Source organism: Ferribacterium limneticum (assembly GCF_020510585.1).
GTDB lineage: Bacteria > Pseudomonadota > Gammaproteobacteria > Burkholderiales > Rhodocyclaceae > Azonexus.
On the sequence record NZ_CP075190.1, the window covers coordinates 4,060,293 to 4,077,814 of the forward strand.

General features: G+C 63.1%; 19 protein-coding genes. 5 read left to right on the forward strand and 14 right to left on the reverse strand.

Annotated features, from left to right (window positions below; all coding sequences use genetic code 11):
- Positions 1 to 12: 12 nt before the first annotated feature.
- Genes urtD through urtB form a run of 3 tightly spaced genes read right to left on the reverse strand, consistent with a single transcriptional unit; the run spans position 13 to position 3,545 of the window.
- Positions 13 to 849: an urea ABC transporter ATP-binding protein UrtD gene (gene urtD / locus KI613_RS19410; protein WP_404826952.1), complete on the reverse strand. Its 837-nt coding sequence runs from the start codon at positions 847 to 849 to the stop codon at positions 13 to 15.
- Positions 843 to 1,958, reverse strand: a complete 1,116-nt coding sequence (urtC, locus tag KI613_RS19415; protein WP_226402581.1) for an urea ABC transporter permease subunit UrtC — start codon at positions 1,956 to 1,958, stop codon at positions 843 to 845. Before urtC ends, urtD begins: the two co-directional genes overlap by 7 nt.
- A 9-nt stretch (positions 1,959 to 1,967) precedes the next feature.
- Positions 1,968 to 3,545, reverse strand: coding sequence for an urea ABC transporter permease subunit UrtB (gene urtB, locus KI613_RS19420; protein WP_226402583.1), 1,578 nt, complete (start codon positions 3,543 to 3,545; stop codon positions 1,968 to 1,970).
- Positions 3,546 to 3,744: 199 nt separating this feature from the next.
- Here urtB and KI613_RS19425 point away from each other — a divergent pair, with 199 nt between their 5' ends.
- The 3 genes from KI613_RS19425 to KI613_RS19435 all read left to right on the forward strand — a co-directional run bounded on the left by KI613_RS19425 (position 3,745) and on the right by KI613_RS19435 (position 5,040).
- Positions 3,745 to 4,026, forward strand: coding sequence for a DUF6156 family protein (locus KI613_RS19425; protein WP_226402585.1), 282 nt, complete (start codon positions 3,745 to 3,747; stop codon positions 4,024 to 4,026).
- 48 nt (positions 4,027 to 4,074) lie between these two features.
- Complete coding sequence (locus tag KI613_RS19430; protein WP_226402587.1) at positions 4,075 to 4,293, forward strand: Nif11-like leader peptide family natural product precursor; 219 nt, start codon at positions 4,075 to 4,077, stop codon at positions 4,291 to 4,293.
- 171 nt (positions 4,294 to 4,464) lie between these two features.
- Positions 4,465 to 5,040, forward strand: coding sequence for a hypothetical protein (locus KI613_RS19435; RefSeq protein WP_226402588.1), 576 nt, complete (start codon positions 4,465 to 4,467; stop codon positions 5,038 to 5,040).
- 14 nt (positions 5,041 to 5,054) lie between these two features.
- On the opposite strand, the gene KI613_RS19440 is transcribed toward KI613_RS19435, so the two are convergent.
- Together KI613_RS19440 and KI613_RS19445 are read right to left on the reverse strand one after the other, a co-directional pair.
- Positions 5,055 to 5,525: a hypothetical protein gene (locus tag KI613_RS19440; RefSeq protein WP_226402590.1), complete on the reverse strand. Its 471-nt coding sequence runs from the start codon at positions 5,523 to 5,525 to the stop codon at positions 5,055 to 5,057.
- Between the two features lie 346 nt (positions 5,526 to 5,871).
- Entirely contained in the window at positions 5,872 to 6,885 is a 1,014-nt protein-coding gene (locus tag KI613_RS19445) for an AraC family transcriptional regulator (RefSeq protein WP_226402592.1), read from the reverse strand.
- Between the two features lie 204 nt (positions 6,886 to 7,089).
- Between KI613_RS19445 and KI613_RS19450 the strand changes: the two genes are divergently transcribed.
- Complete coding sequence (locus KI613_RS19450; protein ID WP_226402594.1) at positions 7,090 to 7,953, forward strand: class I SAM-dependent methyltransferase; 864 nt, start codon at positions 7,090 to 7,092, stop codon at positions 7,951 to 7,953.
- A 169-nt stretch (positions 7,954 to 8,122) separates the two neighbouring features.
- Here KI613_RS19450 and KI613_RS19455 read toward each other — a convergent pair whose 3' ends face one another.
- The gene (locus KI613_RS19455) at positions 8,123 to 9,289 is read right to left on the reverse strand and encodes a GGDEF domain-containing protein (RefSeq protein ID WP_226402596.1); all 1,167 of its coding nucleotides are present in this window, start codon (positions 9,287 to 9,289) and stop codon (positions 8,123 to 8,125) included.
- On the opposite strand from KI613_RS19455, the gene KI613_RS19460 reads away from it, so the two are divergent.
- The gene (locus tag KI613_RS19460; protein ID WP_226402598.1) at positions 9,288 to 9,515 is read left to right on the forward strand and encodes a hypothetical protein; all 228 of its coding nucleotides are present in this window, start codon (positions 9,288 to 9,290) and stop codon (positions 9,513 to 9,515) included. The two genes, KI613_RS19455 and KI613_RS19460, sit on opposite strands and share 2 nt — an antisense overlap.
- A 52-nt stretch (positions 9,516 to 9,567) precedes the next feature.
- Here the strand turns inward: KI613_RS19460 and cynS are convergent, their stop codons facing one another.
- The 8 genes from cynS to urtA all read right to left on the reverse strand — a co-directional run bounded on the left by cynS (position 9,568) and on the right by urtA (position 17,225).
- Positions 9,568 to 10,011, reverse strand: coding sequence for a cyanase (gene cynS, locus KI613_RS19465; protein WP_226402600.1), 444 nt, complete (start codon positions 10,009 to 10,011; stop codon positions 9,568 to 9,570).
- A gap of 19 nt (positions 10,012 to 10,030) precedes the next feature.
- Complete coding sequence (locus KI613_RS19470) at positions 10,031 to 10,879, reverse strand: ABC transporter ATP-binding protein (protein WP_226402602.1); 849 nt, start codon at positions 10,877 to 10,879, stop codon at positions 10,031 to 10,033.
- A 4-nt stretch (positions 10,880 to 10,883) separates the two neighbouring features.
- The gene (ntrB, locus tag KI613_RS19475) at positions 10,884 to 11,723 is read right to left on the reverse strand and encodes a nitrate ABC transporter permease (protein WP_226402604.1); all 840 of its coding nucleotides are present in this window, start codon (positions 11,721 to 11,723) and stop codon (positions 10,884 to 10,886) included.
- A gap of 12 nt (positions 11,724 to 11,735) precedes the next feature.
- Complete coding sequence (locus KI613_RS19480) at positions 11,736 to 13,115, reverse strand: CmpA/NrtA family ABC transporter substrate-binding protein (RefSeq protein WP_226402606.1); 1,380 nt, start codon at positions 13,113 to 13,115, stop codon at positions 11,736 to 11,738.
- 24 nt (positions 13,116 to 13,139) lie between these two features.
- A complete protein-coding gene (locus KI613_RS19485; RefSeq protein ID WP_226402608.1) occupies positions 13,140 to 13,814 on the reverse strand; it encodes a DJ-1/PfpI family protein in 675 nt (224 codons plus the stop codon).
- Between the two features lie 240 nt (positions 13,815 to 14,054).
- A complete protein-coding gene (locus KI613_RS19490) occupies positions 14,055 to 14,693 on the reverse strand; it encodes a response regulator (RefSeq protein ID WP_226402610.1) in 639 nt (212 codons plus the stop codon).
- Between the two features lie 6 nt (positions 14,694 to 14,699).
- Positions 14,700 to 15,863 carry a PAS domain-containing sensor histidine kinase gene (locus tag KI613_RS19495; RefSeq protein WP_226402612.1) on the reverse strand — a complete coding sequence of 388 codons (1,164 nt, stop codon included), beginning with the start codon at positions 15,861 to 15,863 and terminating at the stop codon, positions 14,700 to 14,702.
- A gap of 99 nt (positions 15,864 to 15,962) precedes the next feature.
- Positions 15,963 to 17,225, reverse strand: a complete 1,263-nt coding sequence (gene urtA / locus KI613_RS19500; protein ID WP_226402614.1) for an urea ABC transporter substrate-binding protein — start codon at positions 17,223 to 17,225, stop codon at positions 15,963 to 15,965.
- Between the last annotated feature and the right edge of the window lie 297 nt (positions 17,226 to 17,522).

Consider the following 17,522-nt stretch of genomic DNA (forward strand, 5'->3'; position numbering starts at 1 on the left):
AAGGTGGCCGACTCAGCGGCCGAGATACACCTCGATGACGCGCTGGTCGTTCTGCACCGTCGCCAGATCGCCTTCGGCCAGCACTGACCCTTCATGCAGCACGGTGACGAGGCCGCCGAGCTTTTCGACGAAGGCCATGTCGTGCTCGACCACAACCAGCGAGTGCTTGCCGGCCAGCGAGACGAACAGTTCGGCGGTGCGCATGGTTTCGTCGTCAGTCATGCCGGCGACCGGTTCGTCGAGCAGCAGCAGCTTCGGTTCCTGCATGAGCAGCATGCCGATTTCCAGCCACTGTTTCTGGCCGTGCGAGAGCAGGCCGGCCTGGCGGTCGGCTTCGCCGTCGAGGCGGATCAGGCGCAGGGTTTCGGCGATCTTGTCGCGCTCGTCGCCGGCCAGCCAGGCCATCAGGCTTTTCCAGACGCGTTTGTCGGTCTTCATGGCCAGCTCTAGGTTTTCGAAGACGGTGTGCTGCTCGAAAATCGTCGGTTTCTGGAATTTGCGGCCGATGCCGACGTGGGCGATTTCCGGTTCGGTCAGGCGGGTCAGGTCAATCGACTGGCCGAAGAAGGCCTTGCCGGAATCGGGCCGGGTCTTGCCGGTGATGACGTCCATCATCGTCGTCTTGCCGGCGCCGTTCGGGCCGATGATGCAGCGCAGTTCGCCGGCGTTGATCGCCAGGTTGAGATTATTGAGTGCCTTGAAGCCGTCGAAGCTGACGGTGATGTCTTCGAGATAGAGGGCGACGCCGTGCGAGAGGTCGAGCTCGCCGGTAACGAGGTGGCCCATCTGGTCGGCGCCGTCGCTGCCTTCCGGGCGGTCGTCCGCAAATAGATCGACGGTGTTCAGCATGCTTCGGCTCCTTTCTTCGCCATGATTTTCTTCCACAGGCCGACCAGGCCTTGCGGCAGCATCAGCGTCACGACGATGAAGAGCAGGCCGAGGAAGAACAGCCAGTATTCGGGGAAGCTGACGGTGAACCAACTCTTGGCCAGATTGACGACGAAGGCGCCGATGATCGGCCCGATCAGCGTGCCACGCCCGCCGACCGCGACCCAGATGGCGATTTCGATGGAGTTGCCGGGTGACATTTCGGAGGGGTTGATGATGCCGACCTGTGGCACGTAGAGCGCCCCGGCGATGCCGCACAGCACGGCCGAGATGACCCAGATGGTCAGCTTGTACCAGAGCGGGTTGTAGCCGATGAACATGACGCGGGATTCGGCATCGCGGATGGCGGTCAGCACCCGGCCGAACTTGGATTTGACCAGCCACGCAGAGAAGACCAACGTCACGGCAAGCATCACGGCGGTCAGGCCGAACAGCACGAGCCGGGTTTCCGACGAAGTGACGCTGTAACCCAGCACGCGTTTGAAGTCGGTGAAACCGTTGTTGCCGCCAAAGCCGGTTTCGTTGCGGAAGAAAAGCAGCATCGCGGCGTAGGTCAGGGCCTGGGTGATGATCGAAAAATAGACGCCCTTGATCCGCGAGCGGAAGGCGAAGTAGCCGAAGACGAAGGCGACCAGCGCCGGCACCGCCATGACCAGGATAGCCACCCAGCCGAAGCTGTCGCTGCCGAGCCAGAACCAGGGCAGTTCTTTCCAGTCGAGGAAGACCATGAAATCGGGCAGGTCGGCGCCGTAGCTTCCGTCGCGGCCGATCTGGCGCATCAGGTACATGCCGAAGGCGTAGCCGCCGAGCGCGAAGAACAAACCGTGGCCGAGCGACAGGATGCCGCCGTAGCCCCAGATCAGGTCCATGGCCACGGCGACCAGCGCGTAGCACATGATCTTGCCGATCAACGTGATGGCGTAAGTCGAAACGTGCAGGGCACTGTCTTCCGGGAAGTTGAGGTGGAGCACCGGAACGACGACCAGCGCGAGAGCGAGGAAGATGCCCAGCGCCAGCCAGCTTTTCTTGTCCAGCGCGGACAGGATGCGAATGGTGAGAGGTTTGCGCATGGTTCAGCCTTACTCGACGAAACGGCCCTTGAGGGCGAAGATGCCCTGCGGCCGTTTCTGGATGAAGATGATGATGCAGACGAGGATGCTGATCTTGGCGATGACCGCCCCGGCCCAGCCTTCGAGCAGCTTGCTGAAGATGCCCAGGCCGAGCGCCGCCCACACCGCGCCGGCCAGTTGCCCGACGCCGCCGACGACGACCACCATGAAGGAATCGACGATGTAGCCCTGGCCCATGTCCGGGCCGACGTTGGAGATTTGCGACAGCGCAACACCGCCCAGCCCGGCGATGCCGGCGCCGAGTGCGAAGGCCATGGTGTCGATGCGCGCCGTCGGCACGCCGACGCAGCCGGCCATCGGGCGATTCTGCGTCACGGCGCGGACGAACATGCCGAGCCGCGTCTTGTTCATCAGCAGCCAGACCAGCAGCAGGACGAACATGGCGAAGCCGACGATGATGATGCGGTTCCACGGCAGGATCAGGTTGGGCATGACTTCGATGCCGCCCGACATCCAGCTCGGGTTCGAGACTTCGACGTTCTGCGCGCCGAACAGCACGCGCGCCGACTGGATCAGCACCAACGACAGGCCCCAGGTGGCGAGCAGGGTTTCCAGCGTGCGGCCGTAGAGCCAGCGGATGACCGTGCGCTCCATGACGACGCCGACCAGTGCGGCAGCGAAGAAAGCGACCGGGATGGCGGCTGGCAGATACCAGTCGATGGCCTCCGGGAAGTAGGCGCGGAACAGCGTCTGCATGCCGTAGGTGGCGTAGGCGCCGACCATCAGCAACTCGCCGTGCGCCATATTGATGATGCCCATGACGCCGTAGGTAATGGCCAAGCCTAGCGCGCCGAGCAACAAGATGCTGCCGAGCGACAGGCCGGAGAAGGCGCGGCCAACGTTTTCGGCAATGGCCAGCCGGCTGTCGATGGCTTTCACCGCGGCGATGGCTTCGTAGCGCACCTTGTCGTCGGGCTCGCCGGCCTTTTCGGTGAGTGGCAGCAGGACGCTCTTGATCGTCGGCGACGAGGTTTCGGCCAGCGCCTTGACGGCGGCGAGGCGGGCGGCCGGGTCGGTGTTGGCGAGATTTGCCTGGGCGTGGGCCAGGGTCAGTAGGGCCTTGATCTGCGCGTCGGTTTCCTTGTCCAGCGCCCGGGCCAGCAGCGGGGCCATTTCCGGGGTTACCTGGCTTTGCAGCTTCTGGGCCGAGGCGAGGCGAACCGTCGCGTCGGCATCGAACAGCTTGAGCGCGGCCAGCGCGCTGGCCAGTTCGCCACGGATGCGGTTGTTGACGGTCGGCGACTCGGGATTGGCCGGCATCTTGATCGCTTCGCCGGTCGCCCCGTCGAAAGCCTTGTCGCCGTCGATGATCACCACCTTGTCGCCGGCCAGGAACAGGCTGTCTTCCGCCATCGCCTTGAGGACGCGCACGGCGTCCGGGTCGGCAGTTTGTGTCAGTTGGCGAATAGCCGCCACCTTGTCGGTCGAATCCTCGGCGGCCAGCTGGCGCACCTGCGCCGGGTCGAGCGCGGCTTGCGCCGACAGGCTGCCGAGGCTGAGCAATAAAGCAATTAGCGTTTTTTTCATCAATTTCCCGTCCGCAATTTGTGCAGTGCAACGACAGGTTACGGGGCAGGCCGGCGATCAGGAATACGATGAATTGCGTAGTGGCTGCCGGCCGGCTTTGGCACCGGCGGGCGCGCCTTGGTCCTGAATTTGCTAGTTCAGTCCCTGACCTGCTTTTTTGGCGGGTTTTTGTGGTTTATCCGACAATCCTGAACCAGCCATGAACTCCTCCGATCTGACGATCCGCTACTTCACGAGCTACAGCGGGGCTCGCCTGCCACTCAACCTGGTTGGCGAACTCGCCGCTGACGACATGCGCAACCGCAACACCTTCTACCGTGGGGCGTTCGACGCCGGCGGCATGCTCAAGCGCTGCGAGAAGGTGGTTTATGGCGAGATCGAGGTTTGTCACGATTACCACTATCACTCGGATGGCAAGCTGGCCCAGGCCGTGATTCAGAACGCCGGGGACGATCCGGAAACGCTCGACTACCCGGCCTGATCAGGCTGCCCAAGCGCTGCCCATTTTGTTTTAACCCAAGGAGAAATCATGTCCGTTGCACCGATCAAGGCCTTTTCTGAAAAAGCCAAGGCCAATCCCGAACTGGGCGCCCAGTTGAAGGCCTGCCTGAAAATCAAGGAACTCCGTGCCCTGTCCGCCGCCGAGGGTTTCGAGATCGAAGAAAACTCCCTCTACCCGCCGAACGAACCGCAGTTCACCGAAGACCAATTGTCGGAGCGCCTGGTCAAGGCCCTGCTGCGCGTCTGAGGCACCGGCCGGAGACCGTGGATCGCCCGTACTGCAAAAACGGCGATTCCACGGTCAACCGGAAATAATGGCCAAAATCAAAATCGGCGGCGAAGGCCTCCGTCTCGCCAACTGGCAAGTCGTAGTCCTGTTGCGGCTGTGCCTCCGGAATAACCCGGCACGCCACCTGCCATGCTGACCGACGAAGAAGCCCTCTCCCGCCTCACCACCCATCCGTTGCCTGCCAACCCGTGGGTTTATGCCACCGACCGCGCCATCGTCATCAAGGCCGAGTACACCGACACCATCGAGCGCATGCTGCGCTGGGTGCCGAAGACGCGCTGGAGTGCGAAGCACCGTTGCTGGATCGTGCCGCTGAGCGGCCTGGAACTGGTGCGCTCCATCCTGCCCGAACTGAGCCGTCTGGCCGAGGCAATGCAGATGCAGCCAGTAGCCTCCGAGGTGGCCGGCAGCACGGCCCTGCCGCTTGACGCCACGGCCGCCGACGAAACGGCTCGCCAGATTTTTCGCGACAACGCGCGCCTGCTCTACGGCAGCGACTGGCAACGCGAAACCGCGCGTGCCCTGGGCCGCAACGAGGCTGCCCTGGCCAGCTGGCTGGTTGGCCTGGGCGTCATGGAAGCGCCACCGGCCGTGCTGCTCGGCGAAATGCTGGCGCTGATGCGCCGGCGCGTGCTGGATATCGCGGCCGCCGCCGACACGCTGGAACGACAGCTGGCGGCCAGTGGCATCGCACCGCCCGCCTGAACCTTCGTCAGCGCTCAGATTGCCCGCACCTGATCGGCCGCAAGCGTGAGTTGCAGTTTGTCTGCCTTGTCGAAGATGGTGAGCGGCACGTCAAAGACCACCTGGTTCTCGTACCAGGCGCGGCCATAGGGCAGGAAGAGACTGCTCGCCGGCAGGGTCAGCAGAGCGTCCGCGCCGCTCAGCAGCGCCACCGTGTAGCCGCCGCAGACGCCTTCCGGCACGTTGTCGTCGCCGAAGACCTCGAACTGCAGGAAGACCTTGGCCGACTCGACCCCGCCTTCGGCCGTCCTGACCGCGGTCACCCGGATGTTCTGGTAGCGGCGGCCGACCTTGCCGTCCTCGGTGGACTGCAGAAACTCATGCAGCTTGCCCTTCTTTACCTGAGTGCTGTCGAGCACGGGAATGCCGAGCTGGGTCATGCCCAGGCCGGTCGGTTTGGCGGATTTCAATGAGATCAGGGTGGTATTTTCAGTCAGTACGGGCACGACGCTCTCCGTAGTATCGAATGCAACAAGGGCGGGATGAGTGTGCGACAAATGACAGACAAAACTGCGGTCATCGTCGCATCCGGCAGGGAATAAGCACTTTCGATGCCAAACGGGCTGCCTGAACCCCGCGCGTCCAATCCCACGGTCAACCGGAAATTCTGGCCAAATCGGCATAGAGGGGAGTCGCTGTAGACTGCGCCCCTGCCACACCACCCGGCATGCGGGTCCGCACCGGGCAGCTCGAGAAGGTGAGGTTATGAAAACCGGGGCCAAGCCCCCGTCTCGCCCAAGAACAAGTCGCAACGCGGCAGCACTTGCGCTGTCGGGCAGCTCCACGCTTGCCTCATCGTGCCTGTCGTGAGGCGTTCTGGGTCCGCCGCCAAGCCGCTGGCGGCATGCCAACGGTGCGTTTGAACGCGCGCGCAAAGGCAGCTTCCGAATCGTAGCCGACCTCCAGGGCAATCGTCGCCACGTTCGCTGAACCCTCGCGCAGCAGGCAGGCGGCACGCTGCATACGCCAATTGGTCAGATACTGCATCGGTGGCTGCCCGACCAATTCAACGAAGCGTTCGTGCAGCGCCGAGCGCGACAGCCCAACCTGGCGCCCCAGTCTGTCGATCGTCCACATCTCGGCCGGCTGGGCATGCAGCAGGTCGATCGCCTTGCCGACATGGCGGTCGCGGAGTCCGGCCAGCCAGCCCGAGGCATCGGCGGGCAAGGACTCGAGGTAGCGCCGCGCGGCGTCGACGAAAACCATTTCACTGACCCGCTCGAGTACCGCCGCGCTGCCGGCCCGGCTCTGGCGGGATTCGGATACAGCCTGGTCGAGTACCGGCGCCACCCACGAGCCAACACTATTTGCGGCCAGGTGCAAAATCCGCGGCAAGGCGGCGATCAGCGGATTGAAGGGACGCAGGTCACAGCCGACGAAGCCGCAGATGATCACGGTTTCAGCCTCGTCGGCCGGCTGCGACGAGCCGGGCCGCAGGACGCCCTGATGGTAGGCCAGGGCAATCGGTTTGGGGTCGTTGCGCGTCGTGAAATGCCAGTTGTCGTTGTCCGGCTGCGCGTGCATTCCCGGTGCGCTCGACAACACATGCCGGTCGCCGCGCGGAAACATGATGATGTCGCCGCTGTTCAGGCGAACCGGATGCTCGCCGTCGGTTGCCGCCCAGCCGCCGCCCTTGGCGATCAGGTGGTAGGCCAGCACATGTTCGGTACCCGGCATCAAGGCCTCGGCAAGCTGGCTCGAGGGTGGTGTTTCGGCCGCCCAGTCCTGGCCAAAACTGACGTAATAGAAGATGGCGCCGTGCAGTCGCACGCTGCTCAGCACATCGGACAAAGGGTCATGCTTCATGACTGACGACGCCTCGAAGAAAAGCGAATAGCCGCCGATCGGTCGGTATTGAAAAGGCGGACTTACAAGCAAAACTGGAGGACTGTTGGAGAAGTATCACTAGCCGAAAGTTCGAATAATGTACTCGTCGTCACCCTGCAGCGCCGACGGCAATTCCAGCTTCTGGCCAGCCCAGCGGCTGCCATTCAATACAAGGAGAACGCCATGAATCTCGTTATCGAAGCCCCCACCCCAACCACTTCCACTCTCCACATCCCGACCACGCCGCCGGACTACGCCGCGATCAAGCAACGCCAGCAGGCAACCTGGGCCAGCGGCGATTACTCGGTGATCGGCACCACCTTGCAGATCGTCGCCGAGTCGCTCGCCGAAGCGGCCGATGTCCATGCCGGCACGGACGTTCTCGATGTCGCGGCGGGCAATGGCAATGCCACGCTGGCCGCGGCACGGCGCTTCGCCAAGGTGACATCGACCGACTACGTGCCCGCCTTGCTCGACAAAGGACGCCAACGCGCCCTGGCGGAAGGCCAACAGGTGCAGTTCGAGGTCGCCGATGCCGAACAACTGCCGTTTGACACCGGCAGCTTCGATGTCGTGCTGTCCACTTTCGGCGCGATGTTCACCCCGGATCACGCCCGCTGTGCCCACGAGATGCTGCGCGTGCTGCGCCCGGGCGGACGCATCGGCCTGGCGAGCTGGACTCCGCAGGGCTTTATCGGTCGGCTGTTCAAAACCATCAGCGCCCATGTACCACCGCCGGCTGGGCTCAAATCTCCCGTGCTGTGGGGAACCGAGCCGCACATCGTCGAATTGTTCGGCTCCCGCGCCGCAGAAATCCGCAGCGAGCGGCGCCTGTTCAATTTCCGTTATCGCTCGGCAGCGCACTGGCTGCAAGTGTTCCGCGATTACTACGGACCGACGCACAAGGCTTTCGCCGCCTTGGATGCAGCGGGCCAGCAGGAGCTCGAGCGCGACATCAAAATGTTGCTCGATGAACTCAACACAGCGGGTCAGGCCTCACTGGTGGTGCCCAGCGAGTATCTCGAAGTGATCATCACCAAGGGCTGAACGGCCGTGGTCAAAAACAGCGTTCCATAGCACCGCCGGGCGCTCAGGCCGGAATGCAGGCCCGGCGCCCATTCCCACGGTCAACCGGAAATTTTGCCCAAAATTGAAAACGGGGGCCTCGGCCCCCGTTCGGTCGACTGGCAATCGATCCGGATTATTTCACTCCCGCCTAGACCGGGATGGCTGCCGCGTTTGCGCGTGGACTCACCATCTCGGGCGACACGGCCGGCGTGTCGCAGACCACGCGGTTGCGGCCATGGGTCTTGGCCGCATACATCGCCAGGTCGGCCCGATGCATGAGGCTGGACAGGCTGTGCTCTTCCTTCTGCAGCAAGGCAATGCCGATGCTGACAGTCGGCTGCACGGGGTGACCCTGGATGTCGAGGTGCAGCGCGGCCGTCGCCTGGCGCAGGCGCTCTGCCGTTTCCATCGCTTCGGCCTGCGTCGTCTCGGGCAGGAGCAGGGCGAACTCTTCGCCGCCCAGCCGCCCCAGGCAATCACCCGTGCGCAGATGCCGGGACAAGGCATCGACGACGGCCACCAGCACCTCGTCGCCGGCCAGGTGGCCGTACTGGTCATTGACCTGCTTGAAGTGATCGAGATCAATGATCATCAGGGCCAGGACCTGCGGGGAACGTTGTGCTGCCTGAAGTTTCTTGTTGGCCTCGGCGAGGAAATAGCGGCGATTGACCAGGCCGGTCAGCGAATCGCGTGAGGCTTGCGATTCAAGTTCGCGGATCAGTATCTCGTTGCGCTGGCGCAGTTGCAGGGCCTCGGTCGAATAGGCATTGATCTGCCGGGCGACGAGCAGCATCAAGGCACTGAAACCAGCGCCGAGCAGGCAAAGACCGACGTTGAACCAGCTGAATTCAAGCAGTGGCGGGCCGAGCAGGGCGAGGATGGGAAAGATCATGTCAAACGCGAGGATGCGCAGATGGGCATTGCTCATCGAGGTGGTCAGCGAAATCAGGCCGATGTGCACCAGCATGATGAAAACCAGACTGGGAAAACTGCCTTGTTGCCAGGCCCAGAAAACCAGCGACGACCAGGCCAGCATGTGGGCGCCGTGGGCGATGGCGATCCGTCGGGCCCAGCCCGGCTCGTCGCGCGGCGTGGCGTTGCTGCGCTTGAAGGCGCGGTAAACGCGAATGTAGTTGGCAATGATCAGCAGTTCGGCACCGGCCCAGGCGGCGGCCCAGGCAACCGGCACCCAGTTGGTGAGCAGCGCGGCGACCACCAGGGCCAGTGGCGGAGCCAGAAAGCGATCGTGCAGGTGGATGTCCACATAGAGGTGGAGCTGGGCCAGACGGATGTTTGCCCGCGTGTCAGTTGTCATGGGAACTGCTTTTCATCGGGAATGCGCAAGGGGCCGACTATGCCTGATCGGCGCCGCCCTGTCATCGCCGGTCCTCGGCGCAGACGAGGTCTCTGTTCCACTCTGGAATGCCGATCAGGCGCTAGACAAGGCCAAGCGACCAGGCAAGAACGCCAACATTCTGTTCACCCATGCACGGCAAGGCCGAGAAGGCCTTGCTGTTTCGGTGCGCCTGGCGTCTGGCTGAAATTTCCAGCCGGAAGCAAGGGCGCCCGGCTACCCCTTCCGACCAGCCTGGCTCAGTAAGTCTTGTAGGGCAGAAACTTGCCGCTCATGGTGATCTTGACGCGGTCGCCCTTGGGGTCGGCTTCGCGGGTCAGGTCCATGTTGAAGTCGATGGCGCTCATGATGCCGTCGCCGAATTCTTCATGGAGCAGCGACTTGAAGGTCGTGCCGTAAACGCTGATCAGCTCGTAGAAGCGGTAGATCAGCGGGTCGGTCGGCACGGCGGTGGGCAGCGAACCCTTGTAGGGCACGACCTGCAGTTGCGTGACGGCATCTTCCGGCAAATCAAGCGCGACGCCGACGGCCTTGGCCTGCGCTTCGGTCAGCGTCATCTGGCCGAGCAGGGCGGCGGTGCTCCACTCCTTGCTGTGGCCGACCACTGTGGCCAGCTGGGCCCAGGTCAGTTTCTTTTTGACTTTCTGGGTGACGATCAGGTCGGTGACTTCTTCGCGGTTCATGGTGGGTCTCCTTGAGAAATTAAGCAGCGAGTGAGGTGGTGGCCGGTTCGTCTTCGCCGGGGCGGACGACCGGGGGATGGATTTCGCCGGCCGGCTTCGGGTCTTTCGAGCGGCTGACCAGAAAATCGACCAGATGGTTTCGGATGCGGTAGAAACGCGGGTCGTGGTGCATATCGTGGCGGGTGCGGCTGCGCGGCAGCGTCACTTCGACAATCTCCGCGATGCGCGCCCGCGGACCGTTGCTCATCAGCAGGATGCGGTCGGAGAGCAGGATCGCCTCGTCCACATCGTGGGTGATCATGAATACCGTCTGCGCCGTCGCCTGAACGATCTTCAGCAACTCGTCCTGAATCGTGCCGCGGGTCAGCGCATCGAGTGCGCCGAAGGGCTCGTCGAGCAGCAGCATCTTGGGCTGGATAGCGAAGGCCCGGGCGATGCCGACGCGCTGCTTCATGCCGCCGGAGAGCATGCTCGGCTTCTTGTGCAGGGCGTGGCCGAGGCCGACCATTTCCAGATACTGGGCCGCCTGCGCCTCGATCTGCGCCTTGCTCCAGTCTGGCCAGCGCGAGCGCACGCCGAACTTCACGTTGTCGATGACGCTCATCCACGGCATCAGCGCATGGCTCTGGAAAACGACGCCACGATCCAGCCCCGGCCCGATCACTTCGCGGCCGTCCATGGTCAGGTTGCCGTCGCTGGCCGTTTCCAGCCCGGCCAGGGCGTTGAGGATGGTCGTCTTGCCGCAGCCGGAGTGGCCGATGATGCAGACGAACTCGCCTTTCTCGATGGTGAAATTGACGTTCTCGAACACCGGCGCGTCGTTGCCGGGGTAGGACTTGGCGAGGTTTTCAACGTGCAGGAAGGCCATGGTCTTACTCCGTGTAGCTGACCAGCGCTTGCAGGCCGGCGAAGCAGCGGTCGAGCGCCATGCCGACGACGCCGATGACGAGAATGGCGAAGATCACGTTGGGCAGCGCCAGGTTGTTCCACTCGTTCCACACGAAGTAGCCAACCCCGGTGCCGCCGACCAGCATTTCGGCGGCGACGATGACCAGCCAGGCAATGCCCATCGAGATGCGCATGCCGGTCAGGATGGTCGGCGCGGCAGCGGGCAGGATTACCGTCAGCGCTTTCCTGAGCGGCCGGACTTCCAGCGTGCGGGCGACGTTGAGCCAGTCCTTGCGCACGTTGGCGACGCCGAAGGCGGTGTTGATCAGCATCGGCCACACCGAGCAGATGAAGATCACGAAAATGCCCGAGAGGTCGGAATCCTTGATCGTGTACAGCGCCAGCGGCATCCAGGCGAGCGGCGAAATCGGCTTCAGGACCTGGATGAACGGATCGAGCGCCCGGTGCAGCAGCGGCGACATGCCGATGACGAAACCGAGCGGCAGCGCCACCAGAATGGCCAGCGCGAAGCCCACGCCGACGCGGCCGAGCGAATGGCCGAGCTGGATGGCGATCCCCTTGTCGTTCGGCCCGTTGTCCTTGAACGGGTCGGACAGGTGGGTGACGATGGCCTTGCCGATTTCCTGCGGCGGCGGGAACCCCCCGGACTTGGCGGCTCCCTTGCCCATCAGCGCCGCATATTCGTCCTGCGCCGCGGCTTGCTGCGCGCTCTCCTTCGGCTGCGTGGCAACAAACCACACGCCGACGAAGAAGGCGAACAGCACCACCGACAGCAGCAGGCTCTTCCAGTGCTCCTTTTTCATGGCGGGCTTTCGTCAGGCCTTCTTGATGGCGAAGGAATTGACGTAGGCGTCTGCCTTCATCGGGTCGAACTCCTTGCCCATGACCTTGAATTTGGCGTAATTGTCCTTGGGCGCCGGCATGCCGATCTCGGCCATGTGCTTGCGGGCATCGGTGATCAGATAGACCTTCTCGGCGATCTCCTTGTAATTGACGTCGCCCTTGATGTAGCCCCAGCGCTTCATCTGGCTGAGGATCCACACCGCCATCGAATACCACGGGAAGGGGTCGAAATCGGCACGGGTCGGCACGTTCTGCACATTGCCCAGGCCGTCGGCGAACTTGCCGGTGAGCACCTGTTCGAGCACTGTCTTCGGCTGATTGAGGTAGGCGGCCGGCGACAGCACTTCGGCCATGATCGGGCGGTTCTTCGGGTCGCGGGCCATCTTGGCGGCGGTCAGGATGGCGCGGTAAAGGGCGGCGAAGGTATTGGGGTTCTGCTTGACGAAATCGGTCGGCACGCCGAACGAGCAGCAGGGGTGGCCATCCCAGATTTCCTTGGAGAGGATGTGGATGAAGCCAACTTCGTCATAAACCGCCCGCTGGTTGAACGGATCAGGGCCGAGGTAACCGTCGAGGTTGCCGGCGCGGAGGTTGGCGACCATCTCCGGCGGCGGCACGACGCGGATCTGGATGTCCTTGTCCGGGTCCAGCCCGTGCTCGGCCACGTAGTAGCGAAGCAGGAAGTTGTGCATCGAATACTCGAAAGGCACGGCGAACTTGAAGCCCTTCCACTGCCTGGGATCGCGCTTGTCCTTGTGTTTGACGTGCAGGGTGATCGCCTGGCCGTTGGTGTTCTGGATGGTGGCGACGTTGAGCGGGATGGGGTTGGAGCCGATGCCCATGCTCATCGCAATCGGCATCGGGGCCAGCATGTGCGAGGCGTCGTATTCGCGGTTCAGCACCTTGTCGCGGATCAGCGCCCAGCCGGCGGTCTTGATCATCTGCACGTTCAGGCCCTGGGCCTTGTAGAAGCCCAGCGGGTCGGCCATCAGCAGTGGGCTGGCGCAGGTGATGGGGATGAAGCCGATCTTCAGGTCCTTCTTTTCCAGTGGCCCTTTTTCCTGAGCCATCGCTTCCAACGCGCCGAGCGGGAAGAAGCTGGACAGCGCAGCCATCGCCGTCGACCGGCCGACAGCGCGCAGGAAGCGGCGGCGCTCGCCGTCATCCGGGAAAACGGCGCGCATGATCGCCGATTCGATGGTGCGGCGGTTCAGCGATTCCTCATTGGCCTCGACCGGCAAATCGGCGGCCTTGGCCAGCGCCGCATCGTGTGCGGCCTGCGAGTGGTGCTTGCCGCAGGAACAGCTGCCGAGCTTGATGCCGTCGCTGAATGGGTCCTTGAAAGCAGACATGGCAATCTCCTTCTTGAAAATCGATTAAAGGGCGGGTTCGTTGAATTCGCTGAATTCGATATCGTGCCGATACAACTCGTAGGCACGGTGGTATTCCATGACGCGGGCGACATCGTCGATGAATGCCTCGTCGTAGCCGGCGCGGCGCAGCAGGTGAAAGCCCATCTCCATGCCGGAAGCGATGCCGCCAGCCGTGACGATGCGCCCGGCATCGACCACGCGCGCCCGGCTGACGCGGCAGGCCGGGGCGATCTCGGCCAGCCGGTCGATCGGCGTCTTGCCCATGTGCGAGGCCTCGAGGCGATCCGGCTCCTTGCGGTTGGTGGCCGGCAGGCCGTCAAGCAGGCCCATCCGGGCGTAGATCCACGAGCCGGTGCACACGCTGGTCAGCAGGCAATCCGGCGGCAGCGCCTTGATGTAGCGGTGCAGGTTGGCGTTGTTCATCTCCTGCCGCGTGCCGTAGCCGCCGGGAATCAGGAAGGCATCCATCGCCGGCTGGTCGGCGAAGCTGTAGTTGGGGAGGACGGTAAACCCGGCCTGCGTCTGCACCGGCCGCATCGATTCGGCGATCAGGAAAGTGTCGAGTTCCGGATCCAGCCGCCGGGCAACTGAAATGACCCCGGCCGGCGCCGCGTAATCGACGATCTCGGCGTCCTTGAAAACGTAGATGCCCAGCCTGAACCCCTGCTTGCGTGCCATGAAACGACTCCCTGTAGAGAAGATTCGGGCAGCCGGCGCGATTGCCGCGAGGGACTGCCTGTTGGGAGCCATATTCAATGAACGGCGACTTGTCGTGTATCACGACAAATGTGATTCGCGTGTAGTACGTGCACTACATCGGCAGGCCGGCGGTTAGCGGTTGGACATGGCGATAATCATCGCGATGACCGCCCGGGCAGCTTCCTACGGTCAACCGGAAAAGATGCCAAAAAACGGAAATCACTGCGTCAGCCGATGCCGGGCCGCGTAGCTGAACAGGTCGGCCGGGTTGTGCAGGCTCAGTTTCTCGAAGATTCGCGCCCGGTAGGTCGAGATGGTATTGGCCGAAAGCGTCAATTGCTGGGCGATCTGGCCAACGCTGCGGCCTTGGGCGAGCAGTTGCAAGACCTGGAATTCGCGGTTGGAGAGGGCTTCGTGCGGCGGCTTTTCGTCGTCGGGGCCACCCCGGACGTTTTGTGCCAGCAACTCGGCCAGTACCGGGGTGATGTAAAGACCGCCGCTGGCTACCTTGGCAATGGCGGCGAACAGGATGTCCGGACTACAGCCCTTGTTCAGGTAGGCATGGGCGCCGCCGCGCATGGCGCGCAGGGCGAACTGGTTTTCCGGGTACACCGACAGCATGATCACGCCAAGGCGCGGGAATTCTCCGTGCAGGGTCTTCAGCACGTCCAGCCCGTCGCGTTCGCCGAGCGCGATGTCGAGCAGCACCACGTCGACCGGCGTCGAGCGGAGCAGGCGGAGCGCCGTCGGACCATCCTCGGCTTCGTGGATATCGCCGATGGCGGGCGATTCGGAAAGAATCTGCCGCAGGCCGCGGCGGATGATCATGTGGTCGTCGACAATGAGGATAGTAGTCATGGCATTTCAGGCGATGGCGTTGGGCAGGCGCAGCACGACGCGCGTGCCGTCGCCTGGGCTGCTGACGATATTGAGCGTGCCGCCCAGCTCCAGCGTCCGTTCGCGCATGCCGAGCAGGCCGAACGAGGTGGGTTGCGGCGGGACACGCATGCCCAGGCCGTTGTCGGCAATGCTGAGGACGAGATCGCGATTGTCGGCATGGGCGTCGAGCTGGACCTGCTTGGCCTGGGCGTGGCGGGTGACGTTGGTCAAAACTTCCTGGACGATGCGGTAGAGCGCGATTTCTGCATCGCGGCCAAGGCGGCAGCGTTCGATCTCCGGCGTGCAGGTGTAGCGGCAGCTCAGCCCGGAGCGTTTCTGGAAATCGAGCAACAGGCTTTCCAGCGCCGCCCACAGACCAAGGTGATCGAGCACGCCGGGGCGCAGGTCGTTGAGGATGCGGCGCACGGCCTGCATGGCGTGGCTGCCGATGTCGAGCATGCCGTCGAGCTTGTCGCGCATCGCGGCATCGTCGCCTAGGCGCTGGCGCAGCCAGTTCATTTCCAGTTGCAGGGCGGTCAATGAAGCGCCGAGGTCGTCGTGGATGTCGCGCGCGATGTGCCGGCGTTCCTCCTCGCGCACGGTGTTCAGGTGGGCCGACAGGCGGCGCAGCGATTCGTGCGACTGGCGCAGGTGGTCGTGGGCGGCCGTCAGTTCGGCGGTGCGTTCGCGGACGCGCTTTTCCAGCTGGTCGTGGGCTTCCTGCAGCAGCTTTTCGGTGCGCTTGCGCTCGGTGATGTCGTTGAAGGTGACGACGGCGCCGACCACGGTGTCGCCATCGCGGATCGGGTAGGAGGCGTATTCGGCCGGGAAGCTGCTGCCCTCGCGCCGCCACAGTACCTCGTCGTCAACGCGGATGCCATGACCCTCCTGGAAGGCCTTGTAGATGCGGCATTCGTGCACCGGCATCAGGGTTTCGTCGGCGTGCGAGTGGTGGATCAGGTAGTGCATCGAGCGGCCGAGCACTTCATCCGGCGTATAGCCGAGCATCTCGGCGCCGGCTTCGTTGATAAAAATGCAGCGTCCATGGAGATCGATGCCGTAGATGCCGTCGCCGGTCGATTCGAGAATCATCTCTAGCTGGCGGCGCCAGGCGGCGTGATGCGATAGTTGGTGCAGGTTGGCAAACATCGGCGTAATCACCTGAGCGCTGTGAAATCTGACGGGCTGGATTCAGCCAGCAAAACAGGGGCCGAAGCCCCCGTTCCTGCGACTGACAGTAGTGCCGGATTACTTCATTTCCGGCTCGTCCTTCTTCTTGTCGTTGCCGGCGATGAACGGGCTCCACGGCTGGGCCTTGACCGGGCCGGGCGTCTTCCAGACGACGTTGAACTGGCCGTCGGCCTTCACTTCGCCGATGAATACCGACTTGTGCAGGTGGTGGTTCTTTTCGTCCATCTTCGACATGATGCCGCTCGGCGCCTTGAAGGTCTGGCCGGCCATGGCCGCGATGACCTTGTCGGTGTCGGTCGACTTGGCCTTCTCGACCGCCTGCTTCCACATGTGGATACCGATGTAGGTGGCTTCCATCGGGTCGTTGGTGACGACCTTGTCGGCGTTCGGCAGCTTGGCCTTTTTGGCCCAGTCGCGGTAGAGCTTCACGAACTTGTCGTTTTCCGGGTTCTTCAGCGACATGAAGTAGTTCCACGAGGCCAGGTGGCCGACCAGCGGCTTGGTATCGACGCCGCGCAGTTCTTCTTCGCCGACCGAGAAGGCGACGACCGGCACATCGGTGGCCTTCAGGCCGGCGTTGCCGAGTTCCTTGTAGAACGGCACATTGGAGTCGCCATTGATGGTCGAGACGACGGCCGTCTTCTTGCCTTCCGAGGCGAACTTCTTGATCTTGGCGATGATGGTCTGGTAATCGCTGTGGCCGAACGGCGTGTAGTCTTCCATGATGTCGGCGTCAGCAACGCCCTTGGACTTCAGGAAGGCACGCAGGATCTTGTTGGTGGTGCGCGGATAGACGTAGTCGGTACCGAGCAGCACGAAGCGCTTGGCTTCGCCGCCGTCCTTGGACATCAGGTATTCGACGGCCGGGATGGCTTGCTGGTTGGGCGCGGCGCCGGTGTAGAAGACGTTCTTTTCGAGCTCTTCGCCTTCGTACTGGACGGGATAGAAGAGCAGGCCGTTGAGTTCCTTGTAAACCGGCAGCACCGACTTGCGGGAAACCGAAGTCCAGCAACCGAAGGTGACGGCAACCTTGTCCTTGGTCAGCAGCTGGCGGGCCTTTTCGGCGAACAGCGGCCAGTTGGAAGCCGGGTCGACGACGACCGGCTCCAGCTTCTTGCCCATCACGCCGCCGGACTTGTTGATTTCGTCGATGGTCATCAGCACGGTTTCCTTGAGCGCGGTCTCGGAAATGGCCATGGTGCCGGACAGGGAATGCAGCACGCCGACCTTGATGGTGTCGGCGGCATGGGCGGCCATGCCGATGGTCGACAGGGCGGCGGCAAGAACGGTTGCCTTGATGAAGTTGCGACGATTGCTCATGGAAGCTCCTCGGAAATTGGAATCTGGTCTGCGTTGTTGCAGTGCAGCGCCAGATTACGACCGGGGTTGTTCGGGAGAAATACGTTAGATTGCGTAGGGGTACGCAGGCGATAGCCATGGCCGCCAACCCGGCGTCTTCATGCCGACGAGCGCTTTCGATTTTGGCCGTTTTTTCCGGTTGACCGTGGCATTCAGCCTAGCAGCAGGCCAGTGACGAGTCGTGCGGATTTCCGCACACGCCACCTGCCCGATTCCGGATTCCTGCACAACGCACGGGGCCACAGTCGCGAATAGTCT

What these genes read in the sequence shown, in the direction of transcription:
- urtD (WP_404826952.1), bottom strand. Translation starts at nt 849, where the DNA reads ATGCTGAACACCGTCGATCTATTTGCGGACGACCGCCCGGAAGGCAGC.
- urtC (WP_226402581.1), bottom strand. Translation starts at nt 1,958, where the DNA reads ATGCGCAAACCTCTCACCATTCGCATCCTGTCCGCGCTGGACAAGAAA.
- urtB (WP_226402583.1), bottom strand. Translation starts at nt 3,545, where the DNA reads ATGAAAAAAACGCTAATTGCTTTATTGCTCAGCCTCGGCAGCCTGTCG.
- KI613_RS19425 (WP_226402585.1), top strand. Translation starts at nt 3,745, where the DNA reads ATGAACTCCTCCGATCTGACGATCCGCTACTTCACGAGCTACAGCGGG.
- KI613_RS19430 (WP_226402587.1), top strand. Translation starts at nt 4,075, where the DNA reads ATGTCCGTTGCACCGATCAAGGCCTTTTCTGAAAAAGCCAAGGCCAAT.
- KI613_RS19435 (WP_226402588.1), top strand. Translation starts at nt 4,465, where the DNA reads ATGCTGACCGACGAAGAAGCCCTCTCCCGCCTCACCACCCATCCGTTG.
- KI613_RS19445 (WP_226402592.1), bottom strand. Translation starts at nt 6,885, where the DNA reads ATGAAGCATGACCCTTTGTCCGATGTGCTGAGCAGCGTGCGACTGCAC.
- KI613_RS19450 (WP_226402594.1), top strand. Translation starts at nt 7,090, where the DNA reads ATGAATCTCGTTATCGAAGCCCCCACCCCAACCACTTCCACTCTCCAC.
- KI613_RS19460 (WP_226402598.1), top strand. Translation starts at nt 9,288, where the DNA reads ATGGGAACTGCTTTTCATCGGGAATGCGCAAGGGGCCGACTATGCCTG.
- KI613_RS19455 (WP_226402596.1), bottom strand. Translation starts at nt 9,289, where the DNA reads ATGACAACTGACACGCGGGCAAACATCCGTCTGGCCCAGCTCCACCTC.
- cynS (WP_226402600.1), bottom strand. Translation starts at nt 10,011, where the DNA reads ATGAACCGCGAAGAAGTCACCGACCTGATCGTCACCCAGAAAGTCAAA.
- KI613_RS19470 (WP_226402602.1), bottom strand. Translation starts at nt 10,879, where the DNA reads ATGGCCTTCCTGCACGTTGAAAACCTCGCCAAGTCCTACCCCGGCAAC.
- ntrB (WP_226402604.1), bottom strand. Translation starts at nt 11,723, where the DNA reads ATGAAAAAGGAGCACTGGAAGAGCCTGCTGCTGTCGGTGGTGCTGTTC.
- KI613_RS19480 (WP_226402606.1), bottom strand. Translation starts at nt 13,115, where the DNA reads ATGTCTGCTTTCAAGGACCCATTCAGCGACGGCATCAAGCTCGGCAGC.
- KI613_RS19485 (WP_226402608.1), bottom strand. Translation starts at nt 13,814, where the DNA reads ATGGCACGCAAGCAGGGGTTCAGGCTGGGCATCTACGTTTTCAAGGAC.
- KI613_RS19490 (WP_226402610.1), bottom strand. Translation starts at nt 14,693, where the DNA reads ATGACTACTATCCTCATTGTCGACGACCACATGATCATCCGCCGCGGC.
- KI613_RS19495 (WP_226402612.1), bottom strand. Translation starts at nt 15,863, where the DNA reads ATGTTTGCCAACCTGCACCAACTATCGCATCACGCCGCCTGGCGCCGC.
- urtA (WP_226402614.1), bottom strand. Translation starts at nt 17,225, where the DNA reads ATGAGCAATCGTCGCAACTTCATCAAGGCAACCGTTCTTGCCGCCGCC.